At 37.3% G+C, this 19935-nt stretch carries 22 protein-coding genes; 14 read left to right on the forward strand and 8 right to left on the reverse strand.

Annotated elements, in window-relative coordinates:
* Window positions 1-6: 6 nt before the first annotated feature.
* From ybeY to miaB, 3 genes are read right to left on the reverse strand one after another with little or no spacing between them, the layout of a single operon-like run.
* Window positions 7-471 (reverse strand): rRNA maturation RNase YbeY, encoded by a 465-nt coding sequence (gene ybeY, locus MT391_RS02335; protein ID WP_499440000.1) that lies wholly within the window; start codon window positions 469-471, stop codon window positions 7-9.
* A gap of 11 nt (window positions 472-482) precedes the next feature.
* Complete coding sequence (locus tag MT391_RS02340; RefSeq protein WP_499496791.1) at window positions 483-1517, reverse strand: PhoH family protein; 1035 nt, start codon at window positions 1515-1517, stop codon at window positions 483-485.
* A gap of 46 nt (window positions 1518-1563) precedes the next feature.
* Window positions 1564-2985 carry a tRNA (N6-isopentenyl adenosine(37)-C2)-methylthiotransferase MiaB gene (gene miaB / locus MT391_RS02345; RefSeq protein WP_166370947.1) on the reverse strand — a complete coding sequence of 474 codons (1422 nt, stop codon included), beginning with the start codon at window positions 2983-2985 and terminating at the stop codon, window positions 1564-1566.
* Between the two features lie 255 nt (window positions 2986-3240).
* Here miaB and MT391_RS02350 point away from each other — a divergent pair, with 255 nt between their 5' ends.
* Window positions 3241-4425 (forward strand): FAD-dependent monooxygenase, encoded by a 1185-nt coding sequence (locus MT391_RS02350; protein WP_499496792.1) that lies wholly within the window; start codon window positions 3241-3243, stop codon window positions 4423-4425.
* Window positions 4426-4618: 193 nt separating this feature from the next.
* Here MT391_RS02350 and MT391_RS02355 read toward each other — a convergent pair whose 3' ends face one another.
* The gene (locus MT391_RS02355) at window positions 4619-6301 is read right to left on the reverse strand and encodes an NAD-dependent malic enzyme (RefSeq protein WP_166370943.1); all 1683 of its coding nucleotides are present in this window, start codon (window positions 6299-6301) and stop codon (window positions 4619-4621) included.
* A 211-nt stretch (window positions 6302-6512) separates the two neighbouring features.
* On the reverse strand, window positions 6513-7421 hold the full coding sequence (locus MT391_RS02360; protein ID WP_499496793.1) for a LysR family transcriptional regulator: 909 nt from the start codon (window positions 7419-7421) through the stop codon (window positions 6513-6515).
* Between the two features lie 291 nt (window positions 7422-7712).
* Here MT391_RS02360 and MT391_RS02365 point away from each other — a divergent pair, with 291 nt between their 5' ends.
* On the forward strand, window positions 7713-8399 hold the full coding sequence (locus MT391_RS02365) for a type 1 glutamine amidotransferase domain-containing protein (RefSeq protein WP_166370939.1): 687 nt from the start codon (window positions 7713-7715) through the stop codon (window positions 8397-8399).
* A gap of 190 nt (window positions 8400-8589) precedes the next feature.
* On the opposite strand, the gene MT391_RS02370 is transcribed toward MT391_RS02365, so the two are convergent.
* Entirely contained in the window at window positions 8590-8784 is a 195-nt protein-coding gene (locus tag MT391_RS02370; RefSeq protein WP_166370937.1) for a CPXCG motif-containing cysteine-rich protein, read from the reverse strand.
* Window positions 8785-9041: 257 nt separating this feature from the next.
* Between MT391_RS02370 and MT391_RS02375 the strand changes: the two genes are divergently transcribed.
* The 4 genes from MT391_RS02375 to MT391_RS02390 all read left to right on the forward strand — a co-directional run bounded on the left by MT391_RS02375 (window position 9042) and on the right by MT391_RS02390 (window position 11555).
* The gene (locus tag MT391_RS02375; RefSeq protein WP_499496794.1) at window positions 9042-9635 is read left to right on the forward strand and encodes a DJ-1/PfpI family protein; all 594 of its coding nucleotides are present in this window, start codon (window positions 9042-9044) and stop codon (window positions 9633-9635) included.
* A gap of 134 nt (window positions 9636-9769) precedes the next feature.
* The gene (locus MT391_RS02380) at window positions 9770-10405 is read left to right on the forward strand and encodes a LysE family transporter (protein WP_166370931.1); all 636 of its coding nucleotides are present in this window, start codon (window positions 9770-9772) and stop codon (window positions 10403-10405) included.
* Between the two features lie 82 nt (window positions 10406-10487).
* Window positions 10488-10805, forward strand: coding sequence for a quaternary ammonium compound efflux SMR transporter SugE (sugE, locus tag MT391_RS02385; protein WP_166370929.1), 318 nt, complete (start codon window positions 10488-10490; stop codon window positions 10803-10805).
* Between the two features lie 33 nt (window positions 10806-10838).
* Complete coding sequence (locus tag MT391_RS02390) at window positions 10839-11555, forward strand: NAD(P)H-binding protein (RefSeq protein ID WP_240923595.1); 717 nt, start codon at window positions 10839-10841, stop codon at window positions 11553-11555.
* Between the two features lie 156 nt (window positions 11556-11711).
* Here the strand turns inward: MT391_RS02390 and budA are convergent, their stop codons facing one another.
* Both budA and MT391_RS02400 read right to left on the reverse strand, forming a co-directional pair.
* Window positions 11712-12512, reverse strand: a complete 801-nt coding sequence (gene budA / locus MT391_RS02395; protein ID WP_499496795.1) for an acetolactate decarboxylase — start codon at window positions 12510-12512, stop codon at window positions 11712-11714.
* Between the two features lie 106 nt (window positions 12513-12618).
* Window positions 12619-13251, reverse strand: coding sequence for a putative quinol monooxygenase (locus tag MT391_RS02400; RefSeq protein ID WP_499496796.1), 633 nt, complete (start codon window positions 13249-13251; stop codon window positions 12619-12621).
* A gap of 241 nt (window positions 13252-13492) precedes the next feature.
* Here MT391_RS02400 and MT391_RS02405 point away from each other — a divergent pair, with 241 nt between their 5' ends.
* The 8 genes from MT391_RS02405 (at window position 13493) to MT391_RS02440 (ending at window position 19861) form a co-directional block, all read left to right on the forward strand.
* Window positions 13493-13987, forward strand: coding sequence for a hypothetical protein (locus MT391_RS02405; protein WP_499496797.1), 495 nt, complete (start codon window positions 13493-13495; stop codon window positions 13985-13987).
* A gap of 261 nt (window positions 13988-14248) precedes the next feature.
* The gene (gene thiB, locus MT391_RS02410) at window positions 14249-15259 is read left to right on the forward strand and encodes a thiamine ABC transporter substrate binding subunit (protein ID WP_499496798.1); all 1011 of its coding nucleotides are present in this window, start codon (window positions 14249-14251) and stop codon (window positions 15257-15259) included.
* A 7-nt stretch (window positions 15260-15266) separates the two neighbouring features.
* Window positions 15267-16898 (forward strand): thiamine/thiamine pyrophosphate ABC transporter permease ThiP, encoded by a 1632-nt coding sequence (thiP, locus tag MT391_RS02415; protein ID WP_499496799.1) that lies wholly within the window; start codon window positions 15267-15269, stop codon window positions 16896-16898.
* Window positions 16891-17616 (forward strand): thiamine ABC transporter ATP-binding protein, encoded by a 726-nt coding sequence (gene thiQ / locus MT391_RS02420; protein WP_499496800.1) that lies wholly within the window; start codon window positions 16891-16893, stop codon window positions 17614-17616. The genes thiP and thiQ overlap by 8 nt, the downstream gene beginning before the upstream one ends.
* Window positions 17617-17874: 258 nt before the next feature.
* Window positions 17875-18156, forward strand: a complete 282-nt coding sequence (locus MT391_RS02425; RefSeq protein ID WP_499496801.1) for a hypothetical protein — start codon at window positions 17875-17877, stop codon at window positions 18154-18156.
* Window positions 18131-18487 carry a PEP-CTERM sorting domain-containing protein gene (locus MT391_RS02430; RefSeq protein WP_499496802.1) on the forward strand — a complete coding sequence of 119 codons (357 nt, stop codon included), beginning with the start codon at window positions 18131-18133 and terminating at the stop codon, window positions 18485-18487. Before MT391_RS02425 ends, MT391_RS02430 begins: the two co-directional genes overlap by 26 nt.
* A 127-nt stretch (window positions 18488-18614) precedes the next feature.
* Window positions 18615-18962, forward strand: a complete 348-nt coding sequence (locus MT391_RS02435; RefSeq protein ID WP_499496803.1) for an ATP-binding cassette domain-containing protein — start codon at window positions 18615-18617, stop codon at window positions 18960-18962.
* A 296-nt stretch (window positions 18963-19258) separates the two neighbouring features.
* Window positions 19259-19861, forward strand: a complete 603-nt coding sequence (locus MT391_RS02440; protein ID WP_499440019.1) for a PEP-CTERM sorting domain-containing protein — start codon at window positions 19259-19261, stop codon at window positions 19859-19861.
* The last annotated feature ends 74 nt before the right edge of the window (window positions 19862-19935 follow it).

A 19935-nucleotide genomic window follows, 5' to 3' on the forward strand; every position in this document is an offset into this window, starting at 1 on the left:
TTTTATTTACTCTTTTTCGCTTAAATAAGGGTCACTGAAACCTAACTCAATCAGTAGTTTAGTTTCAATGCTTTCCATCTCTTCTGCTTCATCATCATCAATATGGTCGTAACCTAATAAATGCAGCGTACCATGTACTAGCATGTGTGCCCAATGTGAGGTCAACGCTTTCTGTTGTTCCATTGCTTCTTTTTCAACCACCTGTTTACAGATTACTAGATCCCCTAATAAGGGTAAAGTGATCCCAGGCGGATTTTGGAAAGGAAAAGATAAAACATTAGTTGGTTTATCTTTGTCTCTATATTGGTGATTCAACTGCTGACTTTCTTCACTGTCTACAATACGCACCGTTAGTTCCGCATCATCGCGCATTTCATCGCTAGCTGCAAGGAGGGTTGTACTTATCCACTTTTCTAATTGGGCTAAGTCTGGCAGTGCTTGTTGGTCTTCAGTCGCCAGCTGTAAATCCACATAAAGTTCCATTACGCGTTACTCGCTTCGCTTTCTGCAATTTCTTTTTTTCTATCAAAGGCATCGTAAGCTTTCACAATACGCGCAACAACCGGATGGCGTACTACGTCATCGGCTAAGAAAAAGTTAAAACTGATACCCTCATCGACTTCGCCTAGTACTTCAATGGCATGGCGTAAACCAGACTTTTGATGGCGTGGTAAATCGATTTGCGTGATATCACCGGTAATAACCGCTGTAGAGTTAAAACCAATACGGGTCAGAAACATTTTCATTTGTTCTGTTGTCGTATTTTGGCTTTCATCCAAAATAACAAAAGCATCATTTAGAGTACGCCCGCGCATATAAGCCAACGGTGCAATTTCGATGATATTTTTTTCAATCAGTTTTTCAACTTTTTCGAAACCTAACATTTCAAATAATGCGTCGTATAAAGGGCGTAAGTACGGATCTACTTTTTGTGATAAATCACCCGGTAGAAAACCTAGCTTTTCGCCTGCTTCAACTGCTGGGCGCGTTAATAGAATACGACGTACTTCTTGGCGTTCTAAAGCTTCAACTGCACAAGCCACGGCTAAGTAAGTTTTACCCGTGCCGGCAGGGCCAACACCAAAGGTAATATCATTACGTAAAATATTGCTGACGTATTTAGTTTGGTTTTCACCGCGCGGTTTAATCACACCACGTTTAGTTTTAATGGTTAAACTTTTAAAACCAGGATCTTCAGAGGCTGGTTTTACTTCTAACAAACGATGTTCACTGAATAAATTCTGTAAAGCTAAATGTACATCTTCATCGGATAAGCGCGGTGCTTTACCTTTAATAGGCTGTGTTTCAATGTACAACTCATTTAATAAATCACTGCAAGCTTGGGCATAACGGTGTTCGCCTACTACTTGAAACTGTGCATCTTTATAAATGATTTCAACACCCAAACGGCGTTCAATTTGTTTAATATTATCGTCAAATGAACCGCATAAAACCGCTAAACGGTCTTTGTCTGCTGGGACTAATTCAAGATGTACTGTCGTTAATTTTGTGGTCAAATTGTAACGCCTTCTTTTGCTGAGCTAAAAATTATAAAAATAAAAATTAAGCTGGGATAAAAGTTTCAACACCAAGCTTATTTGCTTTTTTATTCACAATATCACTTGGTCGAATTGATTCACGTAGATTCATTTCTGATTCTCCACGGATAAACTTACCACGAATTGAGTTGGTATGTACTTCTGTAATTTCAACATCAACAAAACCACCGATTGAACGATGATCACCTTCGAAATTTACGATACGGTTGTTTTCAGTACGCCCACATAATTCCATGATGTTTTTACGAGAAGGGCCTTCAACTAAAATTCGTTGTACTGAGCCGACCATACGGCGACCAATCAATTGCGAATGCTGATGAATACGATCTTGTAAGATAGCTAAGCGTTTTTTCTTTGTTTCTAAGGTCACATCATCAGGCATATCTGCTGCTGGAGTGCCTGGACGTTGGCTATAAATAAAGCTGTAGCTAGTATCAAAACCAATAAAGTTAATCAGATCCATTGTTTGCTGAAAATCTTCATCCGTTTCATTTGGAAAACCAACGATAAAATCAGAGCTGATGGTCAGGTTAGGGCGTACTTCTTTTAATGCGGCAATTTTTTCTTTGTATTGCGCTATCGTGTGGCCACGTTTCATTAAGTTCAAAATACGATCCGCCCCTGCTTGAACAGGCAAATGCAAGAAATCAACTAATTCAGGTGTATCACGGTAAACGTCAATGATTTCATCAGTAAAATCAATTGGGTTACTGGTGGTATAACGTAAACGATCAATACCATCAATTGAGGCTACGTAACGTAATAATTCAGAAAAGCTACATTCTTCACCATCGTGCATTGCACCAATGTATGAATTTACGTTTTGACCCAATAAATTAATTTCACGCACACCTTGTTCTGCAAGCTGCGCAACTTCTAATAAAATGTCATCTAACGGACGGCTAACTTCTTCACCACGTGTATAAGGTACAACACAGAAAGTACAATATTTAGAACAACCTTCCATGATCGAAACAAAGGCCGTTGCTCCGTCTGCCTTAGGCTCTGGCATTGAATCAAATTTTTCAATTTCAGGGAAACTAACGTCAACCACGTTACCTTTGTTTTCTTTCACATCTTGAATCATTTTTGGTAAACGGTGTAACGTTTGCGGTCCAAAAACAATATCTACATAAGGTGCACGACGACGTATAGCTTTACCTTCCTGTGATGCAACACAGCCACCAACACCAATAATGATGTTAGGATTTTTTTCTTTTAGTTTTCTCCAACGACCTAATTGGTGGAATACTTTTTCCTGCGCTTTCTCACGAATAGAACAGGTATTGAGTAAGATCACGTCAGCATCTTCTGCTTCATCAACAGAAACATATCCGTTGCTTGCACTTAAAAGGTCCGCCATCTTAGATGAATCGTATTCATTCATCTGACAACCCCAGGTTTTAACGTGTAATTTCATGCTCATATTCACTGCCTACTATGCTGACTAATTAGTGTGTTTCTTAAAACGAGGTCGCATTTTACGCATATCAAAGCAATCATGCTACTTTTTGTTTGCATGCTTTTCATTCACTTTTATTTTTATCTTGGTAACCGCTTGTATCTTGATTTTAAGCAATTAAAAAATCAGGTTAATTTTCCCAAGTCGCTTTCTTTTACGTACAATGGATATTCAATACCAATGCAAAAATTCAAGGTCAATTCGAAAATTGAGGGTGTAATGGCAAATAGAGAAATAATTATTGTTGGCGGTGGAATGGTCGGTGCGTTATCTGCATTATTACTCGCTCAGCATGGTGATACATTACACCTGATTGAAAAGTCTTCGGTACAAGTGCCGGCGCAAGATGCCGCCTTTGACCTCCGTGTTTCAGCCTTTAGCACGCAAAGTAAACACTTACTTGAACAAGCGGGAGTCTGGGACGATATTCCATTAGAGCGCTTATGTGCTTATCAAGGTTTACAGACGTGGGAAAAGGGCAGTCAAAAGTTAGTTTTTTCAAGTGATGATATCGGCGCAGAACAATTAGGTTATATCGCAGAGAATCGTTGGATCCAAGCTGTATTGTGGCAACGCCTTAAACAGTTAGCAAACGTTCACTTCTATGAAAATACTCAAGTAGTCGATATTACTCAAGGTCTTGAGCAAGATAATGGAAAAAATATTCAACGTGTGACAGTGACTCTTGCGGATCAGCAGATCATCAAAGCTGAGTTATTACTTGCCTGTGATGGTGGTAACTCAGCAGTACGTAAACACTTACAAATGCCAGTTACAAGTTGGGATTATCGTCAACATTGTTTATTAATTAATATCACCACGGACTGCCCACAGCAAAGTGTTACGTGGCAAGAATTCAGAGAAACAGGGCCCTGTGCTTTTTTACCACTAGCGGGTAATAATGCGAGTTTAGTGTGGTACCACAGCCCACAGAAAATAAAGCAACTGCAAAGCTTAACTAACCAGCAACTCAAGCAAACCATTCTAGCTGAATTTCCTAAACTTGATTTTGATTTTGAAGTGCATAACAAAGGTGGGTTTCCACTGGTTCGACGCCATGCTAAACATTATTATCAAGGCAGTGTCGTTTTAGTTGGTGATGCTGCACATAGTATTAATCCATTGGCTGGACAAGGAGTTAACTTAGGATTTAAGGATGTGCAATGCCTTGTTGAATTACTCACTCAATGCAGTGATTTGCCGATACCTGAATTACTAAAACGCTACCAATGTCAGCGACGACCTGCCAATCTATTAATGCAAACAGGCATGGATGTGTTTTATAAAGTCAGTAAATCAGATGACACATTGATTCGTATCATAAGAAAAAGCTTTTTAGGTGTAGCGCAACAATCGGGGCAGATTAAAAATAGAGTTATGCGTTATGCGATGGGAATTAATTAATAAGTATACTTGTTACCCATCGATATACTGAACTTCGCATCTTGAATGGTAACGGGCATACAAAAAAGCCGCTCATTGACTTTAGAAATTTCAAGTGCGGCTTTTTTGTTGTTCTTTTTTTATTTACAGTTAGCTAGTTAACAGTTAGCGAGGTTGTCGTTTAACTGTTCTTTCCTGAAACGAATTACTGTTCCTAGAAAGAAGTACGACGGTAGCTACGGTATTTAGGTAACCAGAAGTTGTCTTGCAAGCGACGTTGCATGTTCTCTTCTGTTACAGGCAATGCTAAATCATCTGCTATGGCTTGTTTTGCAACGGCGTAAGCTATTTTCTCACTGATCTCTCTAATCACTGCCAATGGCGGTAATAGTGCACCCGGTGCTTTATCATAATCCATTGATGCATCAGCTAAGGCTTGGCTAGCCGCCATTAACATATTGTCACTGATCCCTCTTGCGCGTGAGGCTAATACACCTAAACCAATACCTGGGAAAATATAGCTGTTATTACATTGCGATACTTCAAAAGATTGATCTTTAAATAGAGTGTTAGGGAATGGACTGCCCGTTGCAATAATCGCTTTGCCATTACTCCAATTAGTAATATCTTGCGGTGTTCCTTCAACGCGAGAAGTTGGGTTTGACAGCGGTAATACAATCGGATTTTCAGTATTTGCACATAAGCTTTCAATAATGCTTTGCGTAAATAAACCTGTTTGACCACTAACACCAAATAACACGGTTATCTTAGCTTGTTTAACCACTTGCTCTAACCCTAATGGTTGGCTGTGATCCCAGTTTTCGATATCAGTTGCCTTTTGTACTAAAGACGTTTGGAAACTTTGTAAGTCAGTCATGTTATCCGTTAATAAACCATAACGGTCAACCATAAATACACGCTTGCGAGCTTGTTCTTCAGTCAAACCTTCACGTTGCATTTGTCTAATAATATGCTCAGCTATACCACAACCAGCAGAGCCAGCGCCTAAAAAGGCAATATTTTGTTGGCTAAGCTTTTGCCCTTTATTTAAACAAGCCGCTATCAGCGTACCTACAGATACGGCAGCAGTACCTTGAATATCATCATTGAAACAACATAGTTGATCGCGATATTTGTTTAATAATGGTGTCGCATTGGTTTGTGCAAAATCTTCAAATTGTAATAACACCTCTGGCCAACGACGTTTCACCGCTTGAATAAATAAATCTACAAATTCATTATACTCTTCGCCTGTGATGCGAGGGTTGCGCCAGCCCATGTACATTGGGTCATTAATTAGTTGGCTATTATTAGTACCTACATCTAATAAAATAGGTAAGCAATGCGCTGGGCTAATACCGCCACAGGCTGTGTATAAGGCCAGTTTACCAATTGGGATCCCCATACCACCGATACCTTGGTCGCCTAAACCTAAAATGCGTTCACCATCGGTCACTACAATCACTTTTACGTTTTGTTTAGTAGCATTCTGTAACATATCATCAATTTTATGACGTTCTGGGTAAGAGATGAATAGACCACGTTTACGGCGGTATATTTTAGAAAATTTCTCACAAGCTTGACCAACCGTAGGTGTATAAATCAACGGCATTACTTCTTCGATATGTTGCTCAATGAGGTGATGAAATAAGGTTTCATTAGTATCTTGGATGTTACGTAGGTAGATATGTTTATCAAGATCGCTTTTAAATGAAGACAGTTGCTGATATGCACGTAATGACTGCTCTTCAATGGTTTCAATAGTGTGTGGTAACAAACCCGTTAAATTAAAATTATCGCGTTCATCTGATGAAAAAGCGCTGCCTTTATTTAATAGTGGCGTTTCTAGCAGTGCAGGCCCTGCAAAGGGGATATATAAAGGACGTTTGAGTGGCATAATAAAATCTTCTTAGTGAATAAAAGTATGTCTTAATACATACCGATAATTAATTGTATAGGAATTCAACGAAGATCGGCTTAAAAGATGTTAAATTTTTGTTAACTAGCTGGGATCTGTTGTTCTTTTAACTTAACTTTTGTTTACAAAATAATATCAAAAGATCAACCTACCTAAAACAAAAACGTTTAAATTATACTCGAATTAATGCTTAACTCAGGCCCTGTTGACCTTTTTTAAAGTAATTTTTTAGGTAATCGATTAATAACCGCAATTTTTTAGATTCTGCAGCACTTGGAGGGAAGACGGCATACACCTCAATATCATTAAATTGATAGTCAGAGAGTAACTGCACTAAGCGTCCAGACTTTATTTTAGGCAGTGCATCATAACTTGGAATACGTCCTAAACCATGACCTCCCTCAACAAAAGCAGTGCGTGCTGCGGCATTATTAGTGCTGATATTTCCTTTTAATTTAACGCTATAGGAACGACTTCCTTTTTTAAGTTCTAACGTAGTAGGTGCAAGTTTATAAAGGATCCATTGATGTGCCGTTAATTGAGCAGGAGTTGTAGGGCGTCCATGTTTTTGTAAATATTCAGGCGCAGCGCACAAGCAGGTATTCAAAGTTGATAGCTTAGTTGCCTGTAAACCAGAGTCTGCTAATTCCGCACCACGAATAGCAATATCAAAACCTTCTTTTATAATATTTACCACTTCATCACTGAGGTTTACATCTAATTGAATATTAGGATAAAGCTTCGCAAAAGCATTCAACGCAGGCACGATGGCGTGTAACCCAACATTCATTGGGCAGGTTATTTTAATTAACCCCGTTGGGTTGTTTTTTAAGTTTTCTATTTGCTGATTTGCAGCTAAGGCTTGTTCGACAATCACTTTACAACGTTGATAATATTCGCTGCCAGCTTCAGTCAATGCAATGCTTCGAGTCGAGCGATTGAGCAGTTTAATACCTAATTGGCTTTCTAGTTTTTTAATATGGTAGCTAACAACGGCGCGTGACAATCCAACGTGTTTTGCAGCTGCACTTAAACTACCTTGCTCAATAACTTGGGCAAACACCACCATACTTTTTAATTGTTCAAATGACAGTTCCACTGTGACCTCTTTTCTTCATTTATGGGGTGCTTAGAGTAATGCATTGATTACTACACATATTTCAATCTAATAGACTGATAGTAAAACGTTTTATTATTTCGGCTATGACTCAACATAACCTATTCGCAAGTCAGATATCTCTAATGGATGCTCATATAATTTTCTAATTGTATCAATTATTGTAACAATGTTGTTGATAAAGTATGCATTGTTCAATTTTGTGTAAGGTTTATACTTTTGAAATCAGCTAATAACTAGCTATTAAACACAATCAACATTAAGGGCATTATCATGAGTAAGAAAATATTAATGGTTCTAACATCACATGACAAACTAGGCGATACAGGCAATAAAACAGGCTTTTGGGTTGAAGAGTTTGCAGCCCCTTATTACGTTTTTAAAGATGCAGGTCTTGATATTACATTAGCATCGCCATTAGGTGGACAACCACCCATTGATCCATCAAGCGAGATGGAGGATTTTGTTACTGGCGCCACTAAACGTTTTGATGAAGATGCTGAAACAAAACAACAACTAGCCAATACAGTGGCGTTATCATCAGTGAATGAAGCTGATTACGATGCAATATTTTACCCTGGTGGCCATGGGCCATTATGGGATTTAGCGACAGATACTAAATCAATCAAATTGATTGAAGATTTTTTAGCGGCTAATAAACCGGTAGGGGCGGTATGTCATGCAAGTGCAGTATTATTAGATGTTAAAGATAGTGCCGGTGAATTTGCTGTTAAAGGTAAAGCGGTTTCTGGCTTTACGAATAGCGAAGAAGCTGCAGTTCAATTAACTGATATTGTGCCATTTTTAGTGGAAGATGAACTGATTAAACGCGGTGCAGATTACCAAAAAGTAGATGATTGGAATGCTTTTGCAGTACAAGATGGTTTGATTATTTCAGGTCAAAACCCTGCAAGTTCAGAGCTGGTGGCTGAAAAATTGTTAGCACATTTGAATGCTTAATGATTAACAATTGAGTTACCGTTGTTTAAGGTAACCTTTCTTATCATAAAAAGTTATCATAAAAAGTTATCATAAAAAGTGACCATAAAAAATTAGCATATTAAAAAACCGCAATAAATAATATTTATTGCGTTTTTTTTGTGGATAAACCTATGTAGTGGTTCGGTAAACATGTCTTAATGGCTGCCATCTAATAGCTATTATCACTACTCACGTTAACACTTAATTCGCCGTTTTCATCATCACTAACAAAGAAGTTAATAGGTTGGCAGCACACTTGGCAATCTTCAATATATTCTTGATCGGTATCAGAGGGGTCAAGTAGTATGGTGATGGTTTCACCACAATAGGGGCAGTTGATCTCTTCTTCTTGCAGAAATGCCATCTTGTATGCTCCTTTTAAATGTTGTGTCCTATTAATCATAATGTAGTTCATATTTTTAATCTACGATGAGCGGCCTTTAGATAACTCAGAGTAGTAGCTCGCCTGCCCTCGCCCATTGATTATCTCTATTATTTATCGTTATTCAGCTTTTGTGGTGGCTGGTCTTTTTTGTACCATATTAGTTGAGAAAAAGGGGATAAGGCATTAATGTTCCTTTCAAAAATAAAAAATTTTCACATGCAAGGAGTGCATAACCGATGAATATTGGAATATACATATACGATAATGCAGAGGTACTTGACTTCTCTGGTCCATTTGAGGCGTTAAGTACTGCTAAACGTTTGGCTGGGCATGATTGGAATATCTTCTTGATTGCCGAAAAACTGGCGCTTGTGCAGGCGCGAGGCGGGTTCCCTATACAACCACACTTTTGCTTTGATGCGCATCCCGATATTGATGTTCTGATAGTTGTTGGTGGCGTGCATACAGAGGAAGTTAAAAAAACAAATGTGATCGCTTGGGTGGCGAATGTTGCCGATAAATCTGAAAGGGTGCTATCAGTGTGTACTGGTGCATTTATTTTGGCTGAAGCGGGATTGTTAGATGGTTTGACAGTAACCACGCACTGGCAAGATATTGATGATCTTAAGGCGGATTATCCGAAGTTAAAGGTAATAGATAATCAACGCTGGGTTTCTCAAGGCAAATATATTACATCGGGAGGTATTTCGGCTGGAATAGATATGAGTCTGCATTTAGTCTGCGAATTAACAAACTTATCATTGGCAGAGAAAACGGCAAGGCAAATGGAATATCATTGGCAAAAATATCCATATTCTGAATGTAAATAAGCTACTCGAATATTTTTTGATGTGGATATAAATGGCTTTTATCACTTTAATACAAACTTTAAAAAATATACGCGGCATAAAATAAATGATATTGATGTCTGCATAAATAATTTTTCAACAACAGGGACTCATAAATGGACATCGCAAACTACCTACCCGAACTGCTTTCTGTCAGTGTGATTGCTATTTTTATGGCGATTAGCCCCGGTGCTGACTTTGTGGTGATCACGCGTAACAGTATGTTTCATGGTAGGCAGAGTGGCTTGTACTCTGCATTGGGTATAGGTTTAGCAATTTGGATCCATGTTGCTTATTCGATTGCGGGGCTGGCGATTATTATTTCAAAATCAATCATTTTATTCTCATTGATCAAATATTTAGGTGCGGCTTATCTTATTTATATTGGTTATAAGACCTTCACTTCCAAAGGTAAATTGAGTGCAGAAGGGCAAACGGTTGAGCCTAAGTTATCTCGTCTAGGGGCTGTCAAACTGGGTTTTATTACTAATGCATTAAACCCTAAAACAACACTATTCTTCTTGAGTTTGTTCACGCAAGTGGTTAATCCAACAACACCCGTTTGGGTGCAACTGTTATATGGATTAATCATCTGTTTAGCACATGTTTTATGGTTTACAGTGGTGTCGTTATTTTTTAGTCATCCTGCGTTGGTGAAAAAGTTTAATACTCATAAACAAAAGATTGAAAAAGTGGTTGGTAGTGTCTTAGTGGGATTTGGTGTTAAAGTTGCGCTCACTAGCGGTCAGTAATCGAATCTAAAAAATTAAAGAAGTGAGGACGACCTCATCTCTCAACATAAACTGGGGACGACCCCAATAATGAGAGATAAGTATGAGTTGGTTTTTATTAGTGTTAGCTGGTTTGTTTGAAATTAGCTGGGCAGTCGGGTTGAAGTACACAGAAGGCTTTACAAAGTTGTGGCCAACCCTTTGGACGGTCTCCTCGTTGATCATAAGCTTCACTTTATTGGGTCTGGCAGTGAGAACTTTACCCGTCGGCACCGCTTATGGAGTGTGGGTTGGTATTGGTGCTATAGGTACGGCTATTTTAGGTATTGTATTATTCGGTGAATCAGCTTCTTTATTGAAATTTTTCAGCCTTGCTTTTATTTGTGTTGGCATTATCGGCCTTAAAATAGCACAAAGTTAAGCTGACTCATTTTCAATTAAGGTAGAACATAATATGAATTTAAAGAAAGTCATTATGCTAGGAGCAACCGGCGCAGTAGGTAATCAAGCTGCGCTGCAACTCTCTAAAATTCCGCAGTTAGGTCAATTAACCTTATTGGGGCGAAATCAAGCAAATAATATTGTTGGTGAAGTCATACAGCAACATCAAGTTGATGTTTGTAAACCGGATTCTTACTGCTCATTATTGCAGGGGCATGAGATTGCAATCTGTACTCTTGGTGTTGGACAACCTTCAAAAATGAGCAAACAAGCGTTTGTTGAAATTGACAAAATAGCGGTGTTAGATTTTGCCATCGCATGCAAAGCTGCAGGTATTACTCACTTTCAATTATTAAGTTCAGTGGGGGCTAGTGCAGCCTCTCGTTCATTTTATTTACGCAGTAAAGGCGAACTTGAAGATGCGTTAAAAGCGCTTAATTTTGAACGATTAAGTTTGTTTCAACCTTCGATGATCATCACACCTAAAAACCGCTATGGATTATCACAAGCGCTGTTTTTAAAGTTTATGCCATTGCTTGACCCTCTATTAATTGGTTCTCTTAATAAATTTAGAAGTATCGTTGTTGATAGGTTAGGAAAGGCGATTGCTTTTAATGTGTTCACTGAATATGCAGATATAAATAAAAGCGAGACATTGCATTGGGCTGATTTTATTACGTTATCAATGAATATTAATAAATTAGATAACAGTATTGTTATCGATAAATGAGTTTAGGCTTAATGAACCATCGCGAACTACTCACTATTATTCAGTAATTTAGGGCTTTAAACCTAAAATGCCAACAATCATTGATAGAAAGTTGGCATTCAGGTTATTTGTACAAATGTAGGAGTTAGTCGTTTAACCTAAATATTGTTAAATCATTTATTTATGCTTATTGGCTGCTGGAACCGCTACTTGTTGTAGTTTATGCTCTCTAAATTTAGTCACTTGCGGCAATGTTAAGTTGATCTTGTTTATTTCTTCGATTTCAACGCTGACTTGATCGAAGCTAATACCTTCAAGATGACCACCTAGTTTTTTATCACTTGATACAAAATGAAAATGCATGCCTGGAATGCTAATATTTCCTAGGTATTCAGGTGTATATAGCCCTACTAATGTCCCCTTAATATTTTCTTTTTTGTACATTACGCGTGTTTTTAAATACTCCATTAATGGCACTTTATCATTTTCAACTTTTTCTGCTGATGCCATTTTTAAGTGCTTGAAAGTACCTGTTATTTTGTAAGCATAGAAACTGTTTTTAGATGTCATTTGTGCACTTAATTTATCACCGAGCTCTGCTAAGGAACTTACATCTTTTAATGTGATGTGTTGGTTAGGGTTAAATTTAAACATGCTCATATAAGGTGCTGTTAACTCTGCAGGTGCTTTGACTAATGATCCATCAAGTTCTATTTTATAAACCACACCATCTAGGGCCACTAGTTCACCATCAAGGTTATCGGCTGTGCCTAAACCCAATTCGCCTTTTTTAAGCATATCGGCAGGCGTAATATCGCCCGTATAAATTTGATTAACCAAAGCAAGCGGAAAGCCATATTGTTCAACTGTGTTTTCAACAGATGGGGCAGAAAAAGCACTAGCGCTGAATAAGCTGAATGCTAAAACGGCTAAGAGACTTTTTTGGGCAAAGTGTGTATTGATAAAAGTTGTTTTCATAAGGCTTCCATAAAGATGAGATAAAGTTAAGGGTAAATAAAAAAAGCAGATAAAATTTACCTATTTTATCTGCCAAGATTGGGGGGGCGGTTAAAGCGATATAAAATTAAAGCTCAGTAACAAAATTCATGTATTGCTCAAGGTCACCAACAACGGCTTGGTGCATTAACTTGCCGGTTTCTACTGCGTAAGGCTGATTGAAGTGGATATCCCACACATCAGATTCTTTACGCCAATGTTCATAGACAGCTAGCGTATCGTCTTGACCCTCAATGGTGTACAAATCAAAAAGGATATTGCCTTCTTCTTGGCTGCGAGTTTGCGTTATGTGATGTTCAAATTGTGTGAGTAATTGCTCTCTATACTGGGATTTTATTTTGAAAATAAAGAAAATAATAAAAAGTTCATCCTGTGCATTGGCACTTTTAGGATTTTTCTCATAAAGCGGTGCAGGCGTTGTTTCGTTTAAAGGCATTACTTCTGGTGCGTTATTACACATCACAGCTAGTGCTTCAAGTAGTCGTTTGGTATAAGCCTGCGCAGAATGGTGATCAACTGCTGCTTGGTTTTCAAAACGTTCATAGGCAAAAAAGAGATTAGGAGATTTTTTATCTTGATATAAACGCATTTCAAGTAAACCAGCTTCATTTTTTGAACCTTGTTTATCATCATCAAGTAATATTTTAAATTGTTCAATGTATTCAGTTTTAATATCAAACTTAACTATTTGTATCATCATTGTGCATTCCTATTCGCTCTAATATGTTGTGAATTATGCGCACTAGTGATAATTAGAGAAAGAGAGTAAACATCCAATTAATATGGAACATATTATCCATAATCTTGATGCTTTTGTGGGAAGGGTATTAAAATTGCAATAACCTAAATGATAATTAATATCAATGTGGTTGTTTTATTGTCTTTTTTAGATGATAATTAATATCATTTGTAAGTTTGTGAATGCTCAAGGAAGACAAGTTATGTTTAACTGGAAAAATTTAACGAACAAAGTTGTTGGTACTTTTTTAAAATATGCGGGTGTTAAATCATTCGTAATAGCTCAGGCTGATACTGCTGCAAGCCATCACGAAATTCGGTCGATGGCGTTAGAAAAGCAAGTGTCATCAACGCAAAAAAATCCTAGTCGTGTTGGTCAATATACTGATATAGATTTCATTTCGTCAAATCAACACGCATTAATACAATTAAACTTATGTGGTGATATTAGCTCCGATATTGAAGCTGCTAATGAAGTTATTACGGCAGCTACCGATGAATTTTTAGATCAGGCGAATGCATATAATGCTTCTGGAGATCTAGTTTTGGCTAATATTCAATATAAAAAAGCCATTACCTTGTTACAAACGGTACTCGGTAGTCACGATGTCAATGACAAATATTACGCACTGCTAATGCGTACTATTGGCCGTATTCGCTGTGAATGGGAGCTATTTAACCATAATACTCAAACATAGATTGAAACAGAATTATTGGTAGTGTCAGGGTTTACAAACTCTATTCAAACTTTATTCAAACTTTATTCAAACCCTATTCAATCTCTAACTAAACAGAAGAGGGGATGACGATGATTATTTTTTATTGCTGCTCGATTATTGTAGGGAATAGGAGTCTATTTTAGACATTAGTATTGAATAATGGCCGATACTGTAAATAGTTGATCATAGTTATTGAGCAATTGTTATAATCCATCAATACTTTAATATTAATCATTAGTAATGGATGACATAGTGAATAAGACTCTCAGCAATTTAATAACCTTAGCAACATTAATAGCAACGCCTGTTTTCGCTACATCGCAGGAAAAATTAACCGTTTATACATACAGTTCGTTTGCTTCAGACTGGGGGCCAGGACCAAAAATAGAAGCCGAATTTGAAAAAATCTGTGCATGTGACCTTGAATTTATTGCCTTAGATGATGGTGTGTCGGTATTAAATCGCTTACGTTTAGAAGGTAATAATAGCGAAGCTGATATTCTATTAGGACTTGATAATAACTTAATGGCCAGCGCTAAAAAAACAGGCCTATTGAGTGAACATAATATTGATTTAAGTGCGATTAAGATGTCCATTGATTGGCAAGATAAAACCTTTGTGCCTTTTGATTATGGTTATTTTGCATTTGTTTATAACAGTGAAAAGTTAACTAACCCGCCTAATAGTTTAAAAGAATTAGTTGAACAACGTGACGACTTAAAAATCATCTATCAAGATCCCCGCACTTCTACACCGGGGCTAGGCCTAATGCTTTGGATGAAGTCTGTTTATGGTGACGAAGTCAATCAAGCTTGGAAACAACTTGCTAAAAAAACGGTCACCGTAACTAAAGGTTGGTCTGAATCCTATAACATGTTTTTAGAAGGCGAAGCCGATATGGTGCTGTCTTATACGACCTCTCCTGCTTATCATATGATTGCTGAAGGCAAAAATCAGTACCAAGCTGCGAGCTTCACCGAAGGTCATTACACACAAACTGAAGTGGCGGCTGTGGTTAAGAGTAGCAAACATAAAAAATTAGCGAATGAATTCATGAGTTTTATCCTGAGTGATGCTTTTCAATCTAAAATCGCAACTGGTAATTGGATGTATCCGGTTACTGATGTAGCATTGCCAGAAGAGTTTAATCAACTCGTCTCACCGGCTAAGGCATTGTCATACTCAAGTGATGAAGTAGCAGCAAAACGCAAAGCATGGACAAAAGAGTGGTTGATCTCATTAACAGATTAATCGCTTAATGCCACTTCCTAACCCATTAACGGTATTTGTCAGATTAATTAAGCCTGTACAAATCCCCGGGCTTTTACTGTCCATTGGCATCTTTTTGTTTGTGCTAATGGCAGTAAATGCGTTGTTTGCTCATTCTCCTGTGTTAGAAGTAACGGCTATTTGGTCTGACCCTTATTATCGGCACATCACCAAATTTAGTTTTTATCAAGCTGCACTATCCACTTTATTAAGTGTTTTATTTGCGATCCCCATTAGCCATGCTTTATTTAGGCGGGAGTTTAGGGGCAAAGCTTTATTACTAAAATTATTTGCAACAACCTTAGTCTTACCGGTGCTGGTGGCCGTCTTTGGGTTGTTAGCAATTTATGGTAATAGCGGCGTGTTAGCTGGTGTTTTTGAATATTTTAATAGCGTATTACCTTTCTCAATCTTTGGATTAAATGGTATTTTATTAGCCCATGTTTTTTTTAATCTACCCTTTGCTTGTCGTCTATTTCTACAGGCATTAAATGCTATTCCAGATAAACAGCACCAATTAGCAACGCATTTAGGAATGAAGCATTGGAATAAATTTCGATTTGTTGAATGGCCACAGATTGTTGCTCAATTACCACATGCTGCAGGGCTTATCTTTATGCTTTGTTTTACCAGCTTTGCAACGGTAATGGCATTGGGTGGCGGGCCTAAATCAACCACTATAGAGCTGGCTATCTACCAAGCAATTAAATTTGATTTTGATTTGCAGACGGGCGCTTTACTTGCGTTATGGCAGATTTGTATATGTGCTGTTTTAGCTATTTTTATTCAAAAACTATCACGATCATCATCTTTAACAGCCAATTATCAAGGGCCTAAAAACACCTTTTATCATGATTCATGGATTGCTAAATGTTGGGACTTTAGTTGGATTATTGTTATTTCCCTATTGGTAATCCCACCGTTGTTAATGGTGGTTATTGCTGGTTTAAATGCTCAGTTTTTTGTCGTCCTAACTGATATTAAATTTTGGTTGGCTTTTAAGAATTCATTACTCATTGCTTTTTTTGCTGCTCTTATTGCTGTGAGCTGTGCTTTTTTTATTTTGTTAGCGAGTCGGCAGTGGCGATTGATTGGATTCAATGGCCATGCTGATAAAATTGAAATGTTAGCCACCATCATATTAGTCACCCCTGGTTTAGTGATCAGCACTGGGTTATTTTTACTGTTAAGAGAAATTGGTCATTTTTCCTCCCTCGCCCTATATATAGTGATTGCGGTTAATGCATTAATGGCTTTGCCTTTTGTATTAAAGAGTTTGTCATTACCCATGTTACATAATGCTCAAAAATATGAATTACTATGTGCCAGCTTAGGTGTATTTTGGTGGCATCGTTTTTATTGGGTTGAATGGAAAGCGTTACGACGACCTATTCTACAAGCCTTGTGTTTGAGCTTTGTGCTATCCGTGGGGGACTTAAGTGCCATTGCATTATTTGGTAGCCATACTTTTAATACTTTACCTTTATATCTTTTCCAATTATTAGGCAGCTATCAAATGCAATCTGCAGCTGTCGTCGCGTTGGTGCTATTGGTGTTAAGTGTGGGTGTTTTTATGGTGGTAGAATATCTGTTTAAAGAAAGAAGAACTCAATATGATTAAGTTTACAGACGTTAATTATCATTATAAACAGCAAAGCTTTCATTTTGATTTAGAGGTTGAAGCCGGTAGTGTCGTCGCTATTCTAGGGCCAAGTGGAGCCGGTAAAAGTACGCTTTTAAATTTATTGGCAGGTTTTATTGCGCCTGTGAAAGGAGAGATCAAAATAAAGGATCTCTCAATCCTAAAACAAGCACCTCATCAACGACCACTTTCGATATTATTTCAAGATAACAATCTCTTTACCCATCTTTCTGCCTATGAAAATATTGCTTTAGGTTTACATCCTGGTTTAAAACTTAATCCCCAGCAAAAGTTACGTCTACACGCTGTCAGCGAGCAAGTTGGTGTACAAAACCTATTAGATCGTTTACCTGCTCAACTTTCTGGAGGACAGCAACAACGAATCGCGTTAGCACGTTGCTTTGTACAGGATAAACCTATCCTGCTGCTCGATGAGCCTTTTTCAGCCTTAGATCCCATATTAAGAGTAGCAATGTTAGAACGAGTAAAGTCTTTAGCAAAGTCAGAAAATGTAACGGTATTAATGGTCACGCATCATGTTGAAGATGCACTAGCAGTCGCTTCTGATTTTATCTTTGTTGATCATGGAGAAGCGCTAACTGCTGAAACAATAGACCAGCTTAAAGTCTCTCATCCAAATAAGCATTTATCACACTTTTTAAGTGCGCAGGTAGGTAATGCAAAACCTATTCAATAATATAACCGTGTTATAGGTATGATTATTTTTAGCTATAAATCCATATACGTATGAAAGTTAATGGTAGATTAGTTTTATTCAAGCGCTTTATTGTCAGGTTACTTTACAATTTAAGTACTACTAATTAAATGATATTTTAGATCTGATTGATATTTATGTGATCTTGTCTTTTGGAATGGTTATTGCTCCTTCATATTAAGACCTATTAAAAAATTGGTTTTTATAGGTACCATAAAATAAATGTAATGGAGTACTAACATGAAATATAAAATAATGAAAAGTGTATTGTTAGGCAGCGGGCTATCAATAGTGAGCTTACTTAGTATTGTAAATGCCAGTGTTCTGACTGGGAATTTAACAGTTGATAATGAATATAATGTTTATCTAAGTACAAATGATAATACCCAAGGCGTTTTAGTTTCTTCTGATAGTAGTTGGTATGAATCTGAGGTTTTTACTGCGACTTTAGCTGCTGGAACTGATTATTTTTTACATGTTGAAGGAATTGACTTTAGTGGGTTTGAAGGTTTTTTTAGGTAACTTTAGCTTAGATAGTCCTGACCATTTATTTAGTAATAGTACCGCTCAATTGTTAACTAATACTATTGATTGGAGCGTAAGTACAACAGGTTGGGCTAATTACAGTAATACAAGTTCATACGGAGATAATACTGCTTATCCTTGGTATGCAAATACAAGACCTGCTATAGATGTTACTTCTGCAGCTGAATGGATTTGGTCTGAAGATGAAAATGCAAAACATGTTTATTTTTCAACAGCGATCACTGCAGTACCTGCGCCATCAACAATGATTATTTTAGGTCTAGCGCTTATTGGCTTAGCATCGCGCCGATTCCAAAAACAAGCTTAATTTAATACACTTAATTCATAAATTAAAATTTGCTTAAAAAGCACCACTCGAAAGTTTGGTGCTTTATTGTTTTTAATATTCTAAGTTCCCCCTATATGCTGTCAGCGAGCAAGTCGGTGTACAAAACTTGTTAGATCGTTTACCCGATCAACTTTCTAGAGGGCAGCAACAGCGTATCGCGTTAGCTCGTTGCTTTGTACAGGATAAACCTATCCTGCTGCTCGATGAGCCTTTTTCAGCCTTAGATCCTGTGTTACGGGTTGCAATGTTGAAGTCAGTTAAGTCATTAGCTAAATTACAAAATGTTACCGTATTGATGGTGACTCATCATATTCATGATGCATTAGACGTTGCTTCTGACTTTGTCTTTATCGATCAAGGCACTGCCTTAGCCGTTGAAAAAATAGCTTGCCTCAATACTACTCATAACAATAAACAACTAGTGGATTTGTTGAGCGCCGAAATGAATAGATGATAGTGTCTTTATCTGTGTGCTGTGCAATCAATTTAGGCCACATCCTCTTGCCAAAACAATAGCTTATGATTCTGCTTTAATCATTTTAGTTCCACCAGTTGTATTATTTATAATGATTTATCCCATGGAAGTGTCAGCTTTTTTTACAACTTAATTGTAGGTAACTAATTATGGGTAATTATATGATTGATATTTAAGCTATTTTTAAAGTTGGATCGTTACTTGCTCCTTTGTAGGTATATTTTTGTTTAACTATTCCCTATAAAACGTAAACAAGGGAAGTAAAGGAGTACTTTATGAAATTGAAATCAATGAAAACGATAGTGACAGGCATGATTTTCTCAATTGCTAGCTTATTTAATGTAGCCAATGCAACTGTGATAACTGCTAATCTAACAGTCGATAACGAGTATTCTGTTTATTTAAGCACCGATGACAGTACACAAGGCACTTTAATCATGTCAGATAATAATTGGTATTCTACAGAATCTTTTAGCGCTAATTTAACAGCAGGTACTGATTATTTCCTACACGTTGCAGGTGTTGATGCCGGATGGGTAGCTGGATTTCTAGGGGATTTTAGTCTTGATACTAGTGATCATGTGTTTAGTAATGGTCTGTCACAGTTATTAACTAATACAATTGATTGGAATGTTAGTACAACGGGTTGGACTAACTATGTAACTTCAAGTGATTACGGGGTTAATGGTGTTTATCCATGGGGTAATCGTACAACTATTGACGCTGGTGCAGAGTGGATTTGGTCAGCAGATAACGACTCAGATAATACTGTGTATTTTTCAACTGCAATAACAGCTGTGCCAGCGCCATCAACAATGATTATTTTTGGTCTAGCGCTTATTGGCTTAGCATCACGTCGATTCAAAAAACAAGCTTAATTTAATAAGCTTAATTTATAAATTAAGCTTTACTTAAAAGCACCACTCGAAAGTTTGGTGCTTTATTGTTTTTA

Source organism: Vibrio sp. 1-Bac 57 (genome assembly GCF_037546855.1).
GTDB lineage: Bacteria > Pseudomonadota > Gammaproteobacteria > Enterobacterales > Psychromonadaceae > Psychromonas.